This window comes from Spirillospora sp. CA-294931 (genome assembly GCF_050946795.1).
GTDB lineage: Bacteria > Actinomycetota > Actinomycetes > Streptosporangiales > Streptosporangiaceae > Spirillospora.
In genome coordinates, this window is sequence record NZ_CP192006.1 from 8,136,332 (window position 1) to 8,152,520 (window position 16,189).

Genomic DNA, 16,189 nt, shown 5'->3' on the forward strand with positions numbered 1-16,189 from the left:
ATTCTCTCAGGCTCCGCCGGAGGCGGCGTCGCCGGTGGGGTCACCATCGGAGCCGACGCCCCCGCGCGCAGGGGTGTCAGGGCCGGTCACGGGCGGAACCGGCGCGTCTGGTCGAGGAGGCGTGACGCGCACCCGGGCGACCCGGCGGCCCTCCATGCGGGCGACCACCAGGCGGCGTCCGGCGGTCTCGACGGCGTCGCCCTCGGCGGGGACCCGTCCGAGGACGGCCATGACATGCCCGGCCACCGTCTCGTAGGGCCCGGCGGGCAGCCGGACGCCGGTCTCGGCGGCGAAGTCGTCGAGGTTGAGCAGACCGTCGACCTCGACCACCCCACCGTGGAGACGTTGTGCTTGCGCGTCCTTCACATCATATTCGTCGCGGATGTCGCCGATGAGCTCCTCGACCAGGTCCTCCAGCGTCACGATCCCGGCCGTGCCGCCGTACTCGTCCACCACGATCGCCAGGTGGCAGCCCTCCCGCCGCATCTCCGAAAGCACAGGCAACACCCGCTGCGACCCGGTCAGGAACTTCACCGGCCGCACCAGCGACCCGACCGGAACACCCGCGTCGTCCGCGACCAGCAGATCGCGGATATGCACGAACCCGATCACCTCGTCGTGCGAGTCATGGCAGACCGGAAACCGCGAATGCGGGCTCCCCGCGGCCACCCGAGCCGCCGCGGAAACCGGCAGGGAGGCGTCCAGGAACTCCACCTCGGTCCGCGGCACCAGCATCTCCCGCAACGGCCGCTCCCCCGCCGCGAACACCTCACCGATCAGAGCCCGCTCATCGGCGCTCAACTGCGTGTTGGCGGCGATCAAGGCCCGCATCCGCTCCGCGCTCAGCTCGTCGCGCACGGCCCGGGGATCGCCCCCCGACAACCGGACCACCAGATCGGTCGAGGCCACCAGGAGCCGCACGAGCACCCGAGCCGGCCCCCTCGGGGGCCGTCCTGGAGGGGGCGCGTCCTGATCGTCCATCCCCCGGTCCGCTCCATTCGCCGAAGGCGGTCCCACGCCCGACAGCGAAGGGTCCCGACCAACGCATTCAACCTACCCACGCGCTCATCGGCTGGAGTTGGTGCTGGTGGTCGTGGTGTCGGGCTGGTCGGCGTTGGGAGGGTGACGGCGGCCAGGATCAGGTTGATGCCGGTGATCACGACCACCGCCCACATCGGCAGGGTGAAGCCGCCGGGGTCGGTGCTCATCGAGTCGGCGATGTCCAGCGGCCCGGCGCCGAGAAGCGCCAGCCCGCAGACGCCGGCCGCGATGAAGATCGCCTCGACCGACAGGCGTCCTTGTTCTTTCCAGTACACGTCGTTGAGGTGCGGCACGAGCGCGAACTCGTCCAGGACCAGCGCGGTGCCGATGCCGAACAACCCGGCGGTCAGCGCCGCCAGGACCGATGAACCGTCCTGGACGGTCAGTCCGCTGATGCCCCCGACACACATGAACACCAGGCCGAAAACCACATGGTGGATATGGGTGCCGCCTGAGGTGACGTTGCCCGTCATGAGCACGTGGTGTCCTTGGCCGGGACGGTGCCGTCCAGCAGGTATTTGTCGACCGCGGCGCGGAGGCACTTGTTGCCGGTGGCGTAGGCGCCGTGGCCCTGACCGCGCAGGGTGAGGAAGCGGGCGCTGGCGCCGATTCGGCGGGCGAGCACCTGGGATTGGGCATACGGGGTGGCGGGGGCGCCGGTGTTGCCGATGACCAGCAGCGGCGTGGCGCCGGGGGCGCTGACCTCGGAGGCGCTGCCGTCACCCCGGTAGGGCCAGCCGTCGCAGTTGATCAGGCTCCAGGCCAGTTCGGGGCCGAAGATCGGCGATGCCTTGGTGAAGGCGGGCAGCTTGGATCTGACGCCTTCGGCGTCGGTGCGGGCGGTCGTGTCGGCGCAGGTGACCGCCGTGTAGGTGGTCTGGGTGCCGTTGTAGTGGCCCTTGTCATCGCGTCCCAGGAAGCTGTCGGCCAGCCCCAGCAGGACTGTGCCGTCACGCTCCTGCACGGCGGTGATCAGCCCCATCGTGAGCATCTCCCACGCCGCTTGGGAGTACAGGGCGCCGGTGATGCCGGACATGCCCAGGTTCTGGGTGAGGACACGCCCCTTGGCCTCGGTCGGCAGGGGTTTGGCGTCCAGGCCGGTCAGGAGCTTGCTGACGGTGCCCACGACGGCGTCTTTGGTGGTCCCCAGCGGGCACTTCGACCGGCCTTGTTTGGCGCACGCGGCGGCGTAGCCGTCCAACGCGTGCTGGAAACCCTCGGCCTGCGTCAGGAACTGCCGATCCAGCGGCAGCGAGGGATCGTAGGCGGCGTCCAGGACCATCCGGCCGACCTTCGCGGGGTACCGGTGCGCATAGGCGCCGCCCAGGAAGGTGCCGTAGGAGATGCCGAAGTAGTGCAGCTTCTGGTCGCGCAACGCAGCGCGGATTATGTCCAGGTCGCGGACGACGTTGACCGTCCCCACCTGCGGCAGGAGCTTGGCCGAGTGCTGATTGCAGGCGGCGACGAACTCCCGGTGCAGGTTCTGCACCGTGGAGACCTCCGCGGGCGTGTCGGGTGACCAGTCGGCCGCGTTGTAGGCGTCCTGCCGCCGGTCGTCCAGGCATTTCACCGGCGCGCTGCGTCCGACCCCACGCGGGTCGAAGCTCACCAGGTCATACCGTGCGTTGAGGGCGGCGTAATCACCGGCGGAACCGGCCAGGAACTCGATTCCCGACCCTCCGGGCCCACCCGGGTTGAACAGCAGCGACCCGATCCGGCGCCCGGGGTCGGTGGCACGAGCCCGCACCAATGCGATCTTGATGGTCTCCCCGCTTGGCCGCGCGTAGTCCAGCGGCACACTCACCTCGGCGCACTCGAGCTTGGGCCCCGGCTTGGCACCCGGCTCGGGCTTGGGCAGCCCCGTACAGGCCGCCCACGCCAACGGCGGCGCGGGCGCCGCCGAGGACGAGGCACCACTCGCCCTCCGAGCGTCCTTCTTGCTCTCCGCACACCCCGAACCCGGCCCGCACGCGACCAGCACGACCACGCCCGCCACCGCCGCAGCCTTCATCATCGTCCCCCGAGGCAGATCCCAGTGACCCCTCGCGCTCAGGGGATGCCTGCCCCCTACCCCGGGCAATTCCCCCGCCCCCAGACAGCCGAGCGCCATCCAGGAACTTGGCCCGAGCTTGCCGACACCTTGACGAGCGCCCCCACAACACCGTTCAGAGATCAGAAACAACCGAACGGACCTGAGCGGGCCACCGTCCGGGGCGAGCCGATCAGTGCGGGATTCGCTGTGGCGGGGTTAGGCGCGGCGATGGATGGCGCCACCCGGCGCGTACCAGCCCGCCTTCTTCCGGACGGTGGGAGACCGATCGGCTTCGCGAGCCCGCACGAGCGCGTCCGCGGCCTCGGTGCTCGTGTTCACGAAGCGCCCGACCAATTCCACCGCCATGGCCCGCACATGCGCATCGGGGTCGTGACGCAACAGGCGCAAGCCCGGCGCCAACACCAAAGCCGCGGCAGGCCGACACGCATCGGACTTGCATCGATCGCACGACAGCGCGTGCGCCGCGGCCACCCGGACCGCCGGAATCGGGTCGTCCAGCATGCCGATCATTTCCTCGACCGCGTCTTCCACCAGGAGATGGTCGAGGAGCTTGCAGCACTGTTCACGGACGCCCGGGTCCGGATGCCGCAGACCCGCCCGGATCGCCGGCACCGCCGCCCGGCCACGGTCAAGCAGATGACGGTAAGCCGAACTGGTCCGAGGCGCACTACCAAGAGCCTCCACCACACGTTCATCACTGCGATCCGCCAAACCCAGCATGCCCACCATGCGATCACCCCCGCCCCCACCCGGCAACCGAATAATCCCCTCACTGATCATCACCGCCGCCGTGCGGCTCCTGGACGAACGCGGCGGCGAACGCGACATCACCCTGCGCTCGGTCGCCCGCGCGATCGGGATCGCCGCCCCCTCGATCTACCCGCACGTCCCGGACCAGCCCGCCATCATGCTCGCCGTCGTCCAGCAGGAGTTCGACCGCCTCGCGCAGCACCTGCGCGCAGCGGCCAAGAGCGACCAGGACCCCCCTGGGCCAGGACGCATTATGCGATGTGACGTAGGTGCGTGATCTCGGCGATGAGTTCGGGGCGGCTGCCGGATCTATTGAGGTAGACGATCCGAAACGCTGGAGAACCAATGGACAACGCACGAACTTACGCCGTAACCGCAGCGACTGGCCATGTCGGCGGATACGCGGCGCGCGAACTCCTCCGAGCCGGTCACCACGTTCGCGCGATGGGCCGCGACCCCGAGCGTCTGAAGGAGCTGGAGGCAGCCGGAGCTGAAGTCCTCGTCGGTGATCTGGCCGACCGGGGGTACGTGGAGAAGGCCTTCGCCGACGCCGACGGCGCCCTGCTGATCGTTCCGCCGAATCCCGCCGCACCGGACTTTCCCCGCTACCAGCGCGGGATCGCCGGGGTCTACGCCTCGGCCGCCGCGCAGGCCGGGCTGACACATGCGGCATTCATCAGCACCCAGGGGGCCGACGACGATCGGGTGGGCGGCCTGATCGCCGGGCACGCGACCATCGAATCCATCTTCAACCAGGTGCCCGGCCTGAACGCGGTGCATGTCCAGCCGCCAAGCTTCTTCGAGATCCTCTACTACTTCCTGACACCGATGAGGGAACGGGGCGTTCTGAGCTCGCCCCTGGGGACCGACGTCGCCCTCCAGATGGTCAGCGCCCGCGATGTGGCGGCCGTCGCCGTAGACCTGCTCAAGGATCTGCACTTCCGCGGAATCAGCACCGCACCGGTCCCTCCCATCCGCCCCGTCACCATGAGGGAGATAGCCGCGCTGATCAGCGAGCACCTCGACAGCCCCTTGGGCGTGGAGCAGGTGTCCGCCGAGGACGACATCGCGGACCTCATGGCCGCGGGCACCGGGCGTAGCTTCGCGACGCTGCTCAACCAGACCTGGGCCATCGCCACGGCGTTCGGGGAGGAGCCGCGGGAAGGTCCCCCGCCTGCGAACCAGGCGGCGTACCGCATCGAGGACTTCATCCGCGACGAACTGGTGCCGGCCGTGCGGTCGTCGCGGCCGATCTTTGACTATTCGACCGCGACCCGTCCGCGTCGCGTCGCCTGAAGGGCATCCGCATCCGTCCTCCGACCGATGAGTTTCGGTCGGTCGCCGGATCAGTAACCGTGAGCACAGGGAGAAGCCGTGAGCAGAACCGTCGTCGTGAAGTATCAGGTGAAAGAGGCTGCCGCAGAGGCGAACCAGGAGCTGATCGAACGAGTGTTCGATCAGCTCGCCGCAGAAAACCCGGGCGGGCTGAGGTATGCCGCGCTGCGGCTTGCCGACGGCGTGACGTTCGTCCACATCGCCTCGATCGAGGGAGAGCACGATCCGCTGTCCGGGCTGAGCACGTTCAGGCGGTTCCAGGAAGAGCTCGGGGAACGCGCCGCCGACGGGCCGGGGCGCAGTGCCGCGACCCTGGTCGGTGCCTATCGTTTCCTCGCCCCGAAGAAGTGATCATGACAGTTCGCGCTACAGCCGCCGACGTCGCGACGACGTTCATCAAAGCGTTCGGGGCCGGGGACATGGCCACGGTCGCGGAATGCCTGGCCGAGGACGTGGTGTTCGAAAGCCCACGGGTCCGCGCGGAGGGCATCGACGCGGTGACGGCGGTGATCGGGCAGTTCACGCAGGTCGTCGAGGGCGTGGACGTCATCGCGGCACTGGGTGACGCCGAACAGGCGATGGTGATCTACGACATGAGGACGGGGCCGTTCGGCACGCTGCGCGTCGTCGATCACCTGGTGCTGCGCGACGGCAAGATCATCTCGGACGTGGTGGTCTTCGACACCCATGAAGTACGTAAGGCCGAGGCGGCGCAGGAGCCGGCCGCCGATTGAGCTTCCTCCCGATGTTCCGGCGGGATCGACCGCCGCGCGGGTCGCGCGGAGGCGGGCAGGAGTCGACGTGACACAGACAATGGGGGCGATCGAGGAGTTCACGCGCCTGACCGCCCCGTACCGCAATGAGCTGCTGGGACTGTGCTACCGCATGGTGGGTTCGGCGCATGATGCGGAAGACATCGTGCAGGAGACGTATCTGCGGGCCTGGCGCTCCTACGGGACGTTCACCGGCCGGTCTTCGTTGCGGACGTGGCTGTACCGGATCGCGACCAACGCCTGCCTCCGCGCCGCGGAGCAGGCCGCCCGCCGCCCGCTGCCGTCCGGGCTCGGCGCACCCAGCGACGACCCCGCGGCGCCGACCGGACCGCGTCGGCCGGACCTGCCGTGGTTGCAGCCCTTCCCGACTCCGCCCCCGATGTCCGACGCGACGCGTGACCCTGCCGAGGTGATAGCCGATCGGGCGACCCTGCGCCTGGCAATGATCACCGCACTCCAGGTGCTGCCGCCCAGGCAGCGGGCGGTGCTGATCCTGCGCGATGTGCTGGCATGGCGGGCCGCCGAGGTCGCCGAGCAGCTCGGCACGACCGTCGCGTCCGTGAACAGCCTGCTCCAGCGCGCCAGAACGCAGCTCAACGACCTCCCGCACTCCGGACTGGAGATCGCCGAACCCGCCGAAGCCCGCCAGCGCGAACTTCTCAGGCGCTACGTCACCGCGTTCGAGACATCCGACATCGACACGCTGACGCAGACGTTGGTGCATGAGGCGACGTTCGAGATGCCGCCGATCTCCACGTGGTTCGCTGGCCGAGAGGTCATCGCCCGGTTCCTGGCCCCTCGTCTGCCGGCCGCGGGCCAGGTACGAATCGTCCGCGCCGACGCCAACGGGCAACCCGGCCTTGCGCTCTACCACCGGCACCAGGACGGCGCCTTCCACGCCCACGCGCTCCACGTGCTCACCATGTCCCCCGCTGGAATCGAGCGGATCGTCGCGTTCATGGACCCAAGCGTCTTCGCCCTGTTCGATCTCCCACAGACAGGCCCGGCGCTCGATCGCGTGAGGCGACCATGAAGACAGAAGAAAGCCCTCGGCGAACCACCCGGATCAGTCCGCCAGGACGCGTGCGCGCCCCTTGGCCCGCTCCCCCTCCGCCAAGAGGCGCTCGCGGAGGTCGTTCGCCGTCGGTTCCATAAGCGTCGGATCGACGCCCGCATTCGGGTCGTGCAACGTCGCGCACCATTCGCCCGGAATGTCGCCGCGCATCGATCGCCACACGCGATGCCCCGGGAACTCCTCACGGAGCGCTTCGAGCGGATCAGAAGAATTCGGGGTCGCGTTCACTGGCATGTCCTGGCTCCTGACTCTGTGTCGGGCATCACCTTTCGCGAGACAAGAGTGCGCCTCTCCCGTTAATTTGGCTACGCGAGGTCATCAAATTCAACGCGAAGCGAGGCACGATGCGCACCAGGCGTGGATTCGACCCGGACAGCGACCTCTGGGATTTCATAGCCTTTGAGCTGCGCAGACAGCGGCAAGAACAAGATCTGTCACTTGCCGCTGTGGGTGACATCATCGGCCGAGACCGCTCGCTGGTCGCCCGTGTTGAGTCTGGCGAAACGAAACTGCAAGTAGCTCATGCTGACAGGCTCGACCGGGCTTGGAGCGGCGGCGGCTTCTTTCGCCGTATGGTCAACTTCGCCAAGGCTGGACACGATGTCGAGTGGTTCAAGACCCACTTGGAACTGGAGGCCATTGCCTCCGAACTGCGCATCTGGGAACTTGGCTGGATACCCGGCCTGTTCCAAACCGAGGCCTACGCCCGCGCGATGTTCGAGGTGGCCGGTGTTGAGGACATGGAGAAACCACTTGCCGCGAGGTTGGCACGGCAAACCTCGCTAACCCGCTCGCCACGGCCCCTAGTTTGGGTGTTCCTAGATCAAGGAGTCATCGACCAACCCGTCGGTGGGCCAGAGGTCATGCGCGAGCAACTCTCGAAACTCTTGGACCTGGCTCGACTTCCGAACATCACCGTCCGAATCATGCCCAGAAGCGTCGGCGCGCACGTCGGGCGTGACGGCTCCTTCAAGATCATGACGGTGGCGGGGGCCGACCACATCTACACCGAAGCATGCGAGGGCGGACGCCTCACCGCAGACAGCACGGATGTAGGGTTGTTCCGAGTGAGGTTCTCCCGAATCGGAGACTGGGCTCTGCCCGTAGACGCCTCACTCCGTCTGATCCAAGAAGTGTTGGAGACCCTGTAGTGACTCCCGTCTGGCGTAAGAGCAGCCGTAGTGGCACAGGCCAAGGCGGCCAGAGCGACTGCGTTGAGGTTGCTCAACTCAACGGAGCCGTCGGGCTCCGAGACTCCAAGCACACCGAGTCTGGGCACTTGGCTCTCTCGCCCGCTGCCTTCGCTGGTCTTGTGACCCGCACGAAGAGGTCAGAACTGGACCTCCCCCAGGAGTAACACCACCCCCTATGAGTCCCGGTCGAGTGCTGGACTCTGCTGTTCCAGAGCCTCCTCTGTCCCCTTGCAAAGGGGGGTCTGAGGGGGTTCTTGTCCTTTGGGGGTGTGGGGGCGGAGCCCCCACCTGGGGTTTGGGGCGGAGCCCCAATGGGGCTGTCCGAGCGGAGCGAGGGCCTTGCTCTTGGTGTGGCGCGCCCTAGAGCGCAAACGAGTTCGATCGCTCTCAGCGGGTGCAAGGGACGCTGCGCGCGGGTGGTGCCTGGGGCGCCCCTGCTGCCATGCCGGTGTGCGCTTGTTGAGTGGAGGGTGTGTGGGGGCGGAGCCCCTTGCCTTGGGGGTTTGGGGGGCGGGAGCCCCCGAGGGGGTTGTCCGAGCGTTTAGTGAGGGCCTTTGGGGTTGGGGAGTGGGTGATCTTGGGGTTTTGGTGGGCTGGTGGCGCTAGCCTGGATGGACCCCGCACGTCTTCTTGGAGGTTCATCCGTGAAGTTGCTCGTCACCGGAGGCGCCGGCTACATCGGCAGCGTCGTTTCCGCCCAGTTGGTCGAGGCGGGGCATGAGGTGGTCGTGCTGGACGATCTGTCCACCGGCCACGAGGACGCCGTGGCCGAGGGTGCTCGCCTGGTGAGCGGGACGCTGCGGGAGCGGGCGCCGGAGGTCCTGGCCGAGGGCGGGTTCGACGCGGTGCTGCACTTCGCGGCCAAGTCGCTCGTCGGGGAGTCGGTCGAAAAGCCTGGGCTGTACTGGGACAAGAATCTCGGGGAGTCGCTGGCGCTTTTGGAGGCCATGCGGGTTGCCGGGGTCGAGAAGATCGTTTTCTCGTCGACGGCCGCCACTTACGGGGAGCCGGAGTCGACGCCGATTCTGGAGACCGACCCGACTCGTCCGACCAACCCGTATGGGGCTTCCAAGCTGGCGATCGACACCTCGCTGGCGGAGTACGCGCGGCTGCATGGCATCGGGGGTGTCTCGCTGCGGTACTTCAACGTCGCGGGTGCGGCCGGGCCGCAGGGTGAGCGCCATGCGGTCGAGACGCATCTGATTCCGAACGTGCTGAAGGTGGCGCTGGGCGAGCGCGAGTCGGTGAGTGTGTTCGGGGAGGACTACCCGACGCCGGACGGCACGTGCCTGCGCGACTACATCCATGTGGTCGACCTGGGTGTCGCGCATCTGCTGGCGCTGGACGCGTGTGAGCCGGGATCGCATCAGATCTTCAATCTGGGCAGCGGGCACGGCTACTCCGTGCGGGAAGTGATCGAGGTCTGCCGCCAGGTGACCGGGCATCCGATTCCGGTGGTGACGGGGCCGCGCCGGGCGGGCGACCCCGCCGTGCTGGTGGCGTCGTCGGAGAAGATCAAGTCGCAGCTCGGCTGGAAGCCGGAGCGCGACCTGCGTGCCATGGTCGGCGACGCCTGGACCTTCGTTCAGGGTCGGTGAATCCGGAGGCGCTGGGCGCGGCCTTCCATGAGGCGTACAGGCGGGCACCCGAGGGGGTTTGGCGCGCGCCTGGGCGGCTCAATCTGATCGGTGAGCACACCGACTACAACGACGGGTTCGTGTTGCCGTTCGCGCTCGCGCAGGGTGTCGCGGTGGCGGCCGCGCGGCGGGCCGATTCGCTTTTGGAGATTCGGTCGCTTCAGGCCGCTGGGACGGCCGTCACGGTCGATCTTGACGTGGTGGCTGGTGATTGGGCTTCCGGCGAGCATTGGGCCGCTTACCCGGCTGGGGTCGGGTGGGTGCTGCGTGAGCGGGGGGTGGGTGGCGCCTCGATCCTGATCGACGCCGATCTCCCTCGGGGGGCTGGGCTGTCGTCGTCGGCGGCGCTGGAGTGCGCGACGGCGCTGGCTTTGTGTGAGCTGTCCGGGGTGGAGATTCCCCGGGCTGAGCTGGCGGTGTTGGCGCAGCGGGCCGAGAACGAGCATGTGGGCGTCCCCTGCGGGATCATGGACCAGTCCGCGTCACTGCTGTGCAAGGACGGGCACGCGCTGATGCTCGACTGTCGCAGCGGGCTTTCGGCGCAGGTGCCCTTCGATCCTTCGGCGGCGGGGCTGCGGCTTGTTGTCGTCGACACGCGAGCTGAGCACGTTCTGAGTGGTAGCGAGTACGGGCGGCGGCGGGCGGAGTGTGAGGAGGCCGCTCGGGTGCTTGGCGTCGATGCTCTTCGGGACGTCAAGGACTTGGCGGGGGCACTCGGGGCGCTGGGTGATCCGGTGCTGCGTCGGCGCGTCCAGCATGTGGTGACCGAGAACCACCGGGTCGAGGCGACCGTGGGGCTGTTGCGGGCGGGTGCGGTAGCCGAACTGGGAGCGATGCTGACGGCCTCGCACATCTCGCTGCGCGACCAGTTCCAGATCTCGTGGCCCGAGGCCGATGTCGCCGTGGAGGCCGCCATGCGAGCGGGTGCCCGGGGCGGGCGCATGGTCGGTGGTGGATTCGGTGGGTCGGTAGTGGTGCTGGTGCCCGAGGCTCGGGTGGACGGCGTGCAAACGGCCGTCGCCACGGCCTACGCCGACCGCGGTTGGGCAGATCCCGTGTTCATTTCCGCTGAGCCCGCTGAAGGTGCGCGGCGCGTGCTCTGAGCCCGGTGAGGGTGGAGTTGTCGTCGGGACGGATCTCGCCTCGGCGGGACGAAACGGTCGCGGCGAAGTACTGCTGGCGGTTGACGTGGGCGGCCGCGTGGAGGGTGTGGTGGCCTCCCGGGGGCAGGCTCGGCAGGACGCAGCGGACGTGGCGGCTGGTCGCGCCGTCCCGGACGATCTTGCAGCGGGGGCCGCGCGGCGGGACGAGGCGCGTCCCGTGCGAGCCCAGGAGGAGCGTCACGCGGCCTGAACGGCGTGGGCCTCGGTTCACTACTGTGATGAGCACGGGCACACGTGTGTGGGGGCGGGCGTTTCGTGGGGCTCGGATGCGGACGGCCAGGTTGGTGCCGGGCTCGACCCGGGTCCGGATCACGCTGCGGGCCGTCCGGTCAGGTCCCGAATGGACGTCCGCCACGGCAACGAGGGTCCCGGACGCGCCGGGCGCGACGATGCCGGTGGCTCGCACGGTAGCCGACGTGCCTGGGCGCAGGTCGCCCAGGGCGCAGCGCACGACCCGGCGCCGCTCGGCGCAGCTCGCGGGGCTGAGTTCGATGAGCTCGACCTGGCGGGGCAGGCGCAGCCGCACCGTCAGTCCGTGCGTCGTCGGGGCTCCACGGTTGCTGACGGTGACCGTGTAGGCGACCAGTTGCCCGGGTCTGGCCCGAGACGTCGACATCTTCACCCCGAGGACGGCACCGCCACGCGCCTCGACCGGGCTCATCGTCGTCAGGAGAACGACGAGGACCGCCCCGAAACCCACAAGAACCCGACCCACGCGGCAACTTTACGATCACGCAGGGTGAGCGCGGCCGCGCGACACGGAGGTCAGGCGAGTTCCTCCTCGATCGAGGAGCGCAGGCGGGCGACGGCCTCGGCGGCGTCGGTCTCGTCCAGCGAGACGAAGCCCTCGTGGGCCTCGGCGGTCAGCGGCAGCGCCTCGTCGTAGCGCTCCAGGTTGGCCAGGAGGCGCGCCTCGTCGTAGGCCACCAGGGACGTCTCCCAGGTGAGCGCGGGAACGTTGTCGCGGGGCAGCTCGGCCAGGCCCTCGCGGGCCAGCGCCATCTCGGCCAGCGCGAGGTCGTTCTGGCCGCTCCACAGGCGGCACAGGCCGGCTCGCCGGTGGGTGCGGACGACCCCGTATGGCTCCCCCGCCTTGGCGAACGCCTCGGCGGCGGCGGCGAACTTGTCGGCGGCCAGACCGTCCTTGTCCAGGCTCGTGAGCAGGTCTCCGGCCTGTTCGAGCAGTTCCCCCGCCGCACCCGGGTGCTCGGCGTCCTCCGCGAGGCCGGTGAAGGTCTCGGCGGCCTGCTCCTCGCCGAGCTCGCGCTGGGCGTGGGCCAGGATCATGCGGCACCGGCGCTGGATGTCGGGGTCGGCGTCCGGGCCGAGGATCGCCAGGGCCTCCTCGGCCACCTCGGCCGCCTCCAGGTGGCGTCCCGCCGTGTAGTAGGCCGCCGCGAGGTCGACGCGGGCGTAGGCGGCCTGCGGGTACGCGCTCGCGGCGGTGAAGCCCGCCACGGCCTCCACCAGGTCGGGCACGGCGTCGGCGGCGCGTTCGCGCGCCAGCAGCAGGTTGCCCCGCTCGGCGTGGGCGGCCAGCCGCAGCATCGGGCTGAACCCGCCGGACGCCACGGCCTCGTCCAGGCACGACTCGGCCTCGTCGAGCAGCGCGGGACCGTCACCGGCATGGCGGAGCCCCACGTGGGTCAGCAGCTGGCCGAGCTGGAACGCCGCCTCAGCGGCGAAGGGCGGCTCGTCGCGGTGGACCTCGCGGGAGCGGCGCAGCGACGCCAGGGCGCCGTCGAGGTCGTTGGCCCGCAGGCAGACCTGGGAGCGCAGCAGCTCGGTCTGGCCGATGTCGCGCGGGGTCTGCGGACGGGTCTCGTCCAGCACCGAACGCGCGTCGTCGAGCCGGTCGCCGCGCAGGTGCCCGTCGGCCAGCCGCAGCCGGGCGCCGATCGCCTCCCGGCTGTCGGGCACCTCCCTGTCGAGGTACTCGGTCGCGGCGCTGAGCAGCGTGTAGGCGACGTAGTGCTGTCCCAGGCGGGCGTTGATCGCGCCGTTGCGGCTGATCATGACATGCTGCCGGACGGGGTCGCCCGTCTCCTGGTAGAGCCGGGCGGCCAGCTCCCACTCGGTGACCGCGGCCTCCAGGTCGCCGGTGCCCGACAGCTCCCGTCCCCGGGCGTCGGCGCGGCGCGCCCGGCGGGACGGGGTCAGCTCGTCGTCGCCGACCAGCTCGTCGAAGCGGCGCAGCACCGCCGCCGCGGCCGCGTCGTCTCGGTCGTGGTGGTGGCTCTCGGCCAGGTCGAGCAGCGCGTCGGGGTCGGTGACCTCGGGCACGGCGGCCGGACGCGCCGCGGGCTCGGGGCGCCGGGCGTGCGGGGTCAGCGGCAGGTGCTCGACGACGGGTTCGGACTCCATGATCCGCCGGATGTGCTCGCCCTGCCGGGTGCCGCCGTTGCGCGCGTCGAACCTGGCGGCCAGCTCCAGCGCCTGGCCGGCCAGTTCGGCGCGCAGCTCGGCCGCCCCGACCTCATCGCCTGGACGGCGGCGGACCGTGACCTCGTCGGCGACGCCGAGCTCGTCCAGCCGCCGCAGCAGCAGGGCGCCCGCCGCCGCGAACCGCATCGCGGCATAGGGGCTGGGCGCGCGGTCGAGCCAGCCGAGATGCCGCTGCAGGATCTCCATCCCGCGCGCCTCGTTGCCCGTGACCGCACAGAACCGCAGATGCTCGGAGATCTCGCTGAGGTCGGCGAGGCTCGACCGGACCAGCCGGTAGCCGCGCCGGTGGGCGTCCCTGGCCTCCTCGGCCCGGCCCGTGCGCAGGTAGACCGGGAGCAGCGCGGTCAGGATCGACTGGGGCTGCTCGGAGCAGTCGAGCTCGGCGTTCAGCACCGGCGCCGCCACCGCCAGGGCCTCCTCGTCGCTTCCCCGGGACGCCAGATGGCGGACCTTCCCGGTCGGGTCGCAGCCCTCGCAGTCCGACAGCTCGTCCCGCTCGGCCCCGGCCCACCGCGCGAACCACGCGTCGGCCTCGGCGTCGTCACCCACATGCCGGGCCACGACATGGCGGTAGTGGTAGACGGCCTGGAGGCTGTGCCCGCCCTGCCGGTAGCGGCGCTCCATGTCGTCCAGGACGGCATAGGTCCGGTCGAGCGGGATCTCGGGGAACAGCGTCAGCGAGTTCACGATCCACTTGAAGTGCCAGAGCAGCCGGTGCTCCTCGTCGAACCTGGCCGGATCGCGGTCATGCTCGGCCAGGCACCGGCTGAACGTCGTGAACGCCCGCGCGGGCTCGCCCCCGTACTGGTAGGCGGTCGTCAGGGCCATCCGCACCCCGAATGCCAACCGCTCGTCACCGGTCGCCTCGGCGCGACGCAGGGCGTCCTCCACCAGCACGGTGCGCGCCTCCCCGTAAGGGAGCTCACCGGCCCGGTTCATCAGGTCATAGACCTCGTCCGCGGTCACTGCGTGGCCTCCGGGTCATGCACGGCCCACTCCAGCAGGCCGAGGAACGAACGGTTCAGCACGGCGGTGTCGGCCGCGCGCAACGGGTGGTGGCCGAGCAGCAGCGCCTGCCCGTACAGGCCCTGGACGGCCAGCTCGATCAGGCCCTCCTCGGCCAGCGCCGTCACCCGCCGGGCCAGCGGGTTGCGGTGGTTGAGCACCAGCTGCGGCCGGTCGGCCTCGACGGCGCCGTTCAGCGCGCCCAGCACGTCCGACCACAGGTCGTCGGCCACGTCGCGGGCCTCGGCCAGCTCGGCCTGGTGCTGGGCGGCACGGCTGGTCAGGTACAGCGCGGGCAGTGACGCCGGATCGAAGTCACGGATCACCACCTCGCAGCCCAGCTTGTCGACCGCGCGCTGCGCGGACGCCAGGAACGGCCGCAGCGCCAGCTCCGTCCCCGGGTCCAGGACGCCGAAGTGGGTGGTCAGCTCGGCCGCGTCCAGACGGCGCAGGACGGCGTCGGGATCGATGTCGGGCAGCCGCTCGATGATCTCGCTGTCGTGCACATAGCCGCCGTTGACCAGCCCGACGCCCTGGGCGCCCGCGACGGCCGCCAGCCGCCGGAACTCCTCGACGCCGGTGCTGTAGCGGCCATCGGGGTGCCGCCGCCGGAACTCGGCCAGCGTCATCGGCCCCGCCGAGGTCTCGAACTCCAGCCAGCGGTCGACGATCCGCAGCATCTCGTCGTCCTGCAACGCCATCGCCTTGACGCCCAGCTGGTGCAGCCGCAGGAAGCCGCGCAGCCGGGCCGGATCGGTCTCCGACAGCCGCACCAGCCACTGCCGCAGCCGGTCGCCCAGCGCCTCGCGGACCGTCTCCAGCAGCTCGTCCTCGTAGAGCGCCTCGCGGCTCGCCGTCGGCCGCAGCTCGCCCGCGTCGACCACGCACCGCACGAAGAACGCCCACTCGGGCAGCAGGCCCTCCACGCCCTCGGCCAGCAGCATCCGCTTGAGGTAGACGCGGTGCGCACCGCGCGCGGTCGGGGCGACCGGACGCGGCAGGACGAACGCGACACCGGTCAGGCCCGCCTCGGGGACGTCCAGGTCGATGACGTCGTAGGGCTCGAACCCGTAGAGCTCCTGGCAGTAGGCGTCCAGCGCCCGGCGGCGCCTGGCCGGGTCGGCGTGGGCGGCCCGCCAGGGTGGCCCGTCGCCGGTGATCGGGACGCCGTCCACGGTCAGCGCGATCGGCAGCATCGACCCGTATGCGCGGGCCAGATCGGCGACCACGGACGGCGACAGCAGCTCCCCCGAGCCGGGACGCGGCCGCAGCGTCACCGTGGTGCCGGGCTCGTCGCGCTCGGCGGCCTCCACGCGGTACCGGCCGTCGGCGAAACCCGTCCACCGGACGGCGGGCGCGTTCCGCGCCCGCGCCGACCGGGTCACCACCTCGATCTCGTCGGCCACCAGGAACGCCGACAGCAGCCCGATGCCGAACTGGCCCAGGAAGTCGTGCCGGGCGAAGCCCAGCTCGTCCCGCTTGGACGAGCGTCCGATCGTGGCCAGCAGCCGGTGCACCTCGTCCTCGGTCAGCCCGACGCCGTCGTCATGGACGCGCAGCGCCCCGCCGCCGGTCTCGATCGCCACCGTGCCGCCACCGTCCGGGCCCCGGGCGGTGATCGCGTCGACCCCGTTCTGGAGCAGCTCGCGCAGGTACACGCGAGGGCTGGAGTAGAGGTGCCTGCTGAGCAGGTCCACCACGCCCCGAAGATCGACTTGA

At 70.2% G+C, this 16,189-nt stretch carries 17 protein-coding genes; 9 read left to right on the forward strand and 8 right to left on the reverse strand.

Translation table 11 applies throughout. The features are described from left to right. Positions 1-6 precede the first annotated feature (6 nt). The 4 genes from ACQPY4_RS36705 to ACQPY4_RS36720 all read right to left on the reverse strand — a co-directional run bounded on the left by ACQPY4_RS36705 (position 7) and on the right by ACQPY4_RS36720 (position 3,823). Positions 7-927 carry a hemolysin family protein gene (locus ACQPY4_RS36705; protein ID WP_433329075.1) on the reverse strand — a complete coding sequence of 307 codons (921 nt, stop codon included), beginning with the start codon at positions 925-927 and terminating at the stop codon, positions 7-9. Continuing rightward, the gene (locus tag ACQPY4_RS36710) at positions 843-1,514 is read right to left on the reverse strand and encodes a hypothetical protein (protein ID WP_433329077.1); all 672 of its coding nucleotides are present in this window, start codon (positions 1,512-1,514) and stop codon (positions 843-845) included. Before ACQPY4_RS36710 ends, ACQPY4_RS36705 begins: the two co-directional genes overlap by 85 nt. Then, complete coding sequence (locus ACQPY4_RS36715) at positions 1,511-3,055, reverse strand: alpha/beta hydrolase (protein ID WP_433329079.1); 1,545 nt, start codon at positions 3,053-3,055, stop codon at positions 1,511-1,513. Before ACQPY4_RS36715 ends, ACQPY4_RS36710 begins: the two co-directional genes overlap by 4 nt. 234 nt (positions 3,056-3,289) lie before the next feature. Next, positions 3,290-3,823, reverse strand: coding sequence for a HEAT repeat domain-containing protein (locus ACQPY4_RS36720; RefSeq protein WP_433329081.1), 534 nt, complete (start codon positions 3,821-3,823; stop codon positions 3,290-3,292). Here ACQPY4_RS36720 and ACQPY4_RS36725 point away from each other — a divergent pair. From ACQPY4_RS36725 to ACQPY4_RS36745, 5 genes are all read left to right on the forward strand, one after another. Further along, complete coding sequence (locus ACQPY4_RS36725) at positions 3,822-4,121, forward strand: TetR/AcrR family transcriptional regulator (protein WP_433329083.1); 300 nt, start codon at positions 3,822-3,824, stop codon at positions 4,119-4,121. The two genes, ACQPY4_RS36720 and ACQPY4_RS36725, sit on opposite strands and share 2 nt — an antisense overlap. A gap of 68 nt (positions 4,122-4,189) precedes the next feature. Beyond that, on the forward strand, positions 4,190-5,140 hold the full coding sequence (locus ACQPY4_RS36730) for an SDR family oxidoreductase (RefSeq protein ID WP_433329085.1): 951 nt from the start codon (positions 4,190-4,192) through the stop codon (positions 5,138-5,140). Between the two features lie 78 nt (positions 5,141-5,218). Next, positions 5,219-5,530 (forward strand): hypothetical protein, encoded by a 312-nt coding sequence (locus ACQPY4_RS36735; protein ID WP_433329087.1) that lies wholly within the window; start codon positions 5,219-5,221, stop codon positions 5,528-5,530. A 2-nt stretch (positions 5,531-5,532) separates the two neighbouring features. After that, positions 5,533-5,913: a nuclear transport factor 2 family protein gene (locus ACQPY4_RS36740; protein WP_433329089.1), complete on the forward strand. Its 381-nt coding sequence runs from the start codon at positions 5,533-5,535 to the stop codon at positions 5,911-5,913. A 79-nt stretch (positions 5,914-5,992) separates the two neighbouring features. Further along, positions 5,993-6,985: a sigma-70 family RNA polymerase sigma factor gene (locus ACQPY4_RS36745; RefSeq protein WP_433329091.1), complete on the forward strand. Its 993-nt coding sequence runs from the start codon at positions 5,993-5,995 to the stop codon at positions 6,983-6,985. Positions 6,986-7,018: 33 nt separating this feature from the next. Here ACQPY4_RS36745 and ACQPY4_RS36750 read toward each other — a convergent pair whose 3' ends face one another. Next, on the reverse strand, positions 7,019-7,261 hold the full coding sequence (locus ACQPY4_RS36750) for a hypothetical protein (RefSeq protein ID WP_433329093.1): 243 nt from the start codon (positions 7,259-7,261) through the stop codon (positions 7,019-7,021). Positions 7,262-7,371: 110 nt separating this feature from the next. Between ACQPY4_RS36750 and ACQPY4_RS36755 the strand changes: the two genes are divergently transcribed. From ACQPY4_RS36755 to galK, 4 genes are all read left to right on the forward strand, one after another. Beyond that, positions 7,372-8,178 (forward strand): helix-turn-helix domain-containing protein, encoded by an 807-nt coding sequence (locus tag ACQPY4_RS36755; protein WP_433329095.1) that lies wholly within the window; start codon positions 7,372-7,374, stop codon positions 8,176-8,178. Next, entirely contained in the window at positions 8,178-8,384 is a 207-nt protein-coding gene (locus ACQPY4_RS36760) for a DUF397 domain-containing protein (protein WP_433329097.1), read from the forward strand. The genes ACQPY4_RS36755 and ACQPY4_RS36760 overlap by 1 nt, the downstream gene beginning before the upstream one ends. A 480-nt stretch (positions 8,385-8,864) precedes the next feature. Further along, positions 8,865-9,818, forward strand: coding sequence for a UDP-glucose 4-epimerase GalE (galE, locus tag ACQPY4_RS36765; protein WP_433329099.1), 954 nt, complete (start codon positions 8,865-8,867; stop codon positions 9,816-9,818). Beyond that, positions 9,815-10,960 carry a galactokinase gene (gene galK, locus ACQPY4_RS36770; RefSeq protein WP_433329101.1) on the forward strand — a complete coding sequence of 382 codons (1,146 nt, stop codon included), beginning with the start codon at positions 9,815-9,817 and terminating at the stop codon, positions 10,958-10,960. Before galE ends, galK begins: the two co-directional genes overlap by 4 nt. On the opposite strand, the gene ACQPY4_RS36775 is transcribed toward galK, so the two are convergent. From ACQPY4_RS36775 to ACQPY4_RS36785, 3 genes are read right to left on the reverse strand one after another with little or no spacing between them, the layout of a single operon-like run. After that, positions 10,917-11,735 carry a hypothetical protein gene (locus tag ACQPY4_RS36775; RefSeq protein ID WP_433329103.1) on the reverse strand — a complete coding sequence of 273 codons (819 nt, stop codon included), beginning with the start codon at positions 11,733-11,735 and terminating at the stop codon, positions 10,917-10,919. The two genes, galK and ACQPY4_RS36775, sit on opposite strands and share 44 nt — an antisense overlap. Before the next feature lie 50 nt (positions 11,736-11,785). Continuing rightward, the gene (locus tag ACQPY4_RS36780) at positions 11,786-14,431 is read right to left on the reverse strand and encodes a hypothetical protein (protein ID WP_433329105.1); all 2,646 of its coding nucleotides are present in this window, start codon (positions 14,429-14,431) and stop codon (positions 11,786-11,788) included. Next, positions 14,428-16,170: an HSP90 family protein gene (locus ACQPY4_RS36785; protein WP_433329107.1), complete on the reverse strand. Its 1,743-nt coding sequence runs from the start codon at positions 16,168-16,170 to the stop codon at positions 14,428-14,430. Before ACQPY4_RS36785 ends, ACQPY4_RS36780 begins: the two co-directional genes overlap by 4 nt. Positions 16,171-16,189 lie beyond the last annotated feature (19 nt).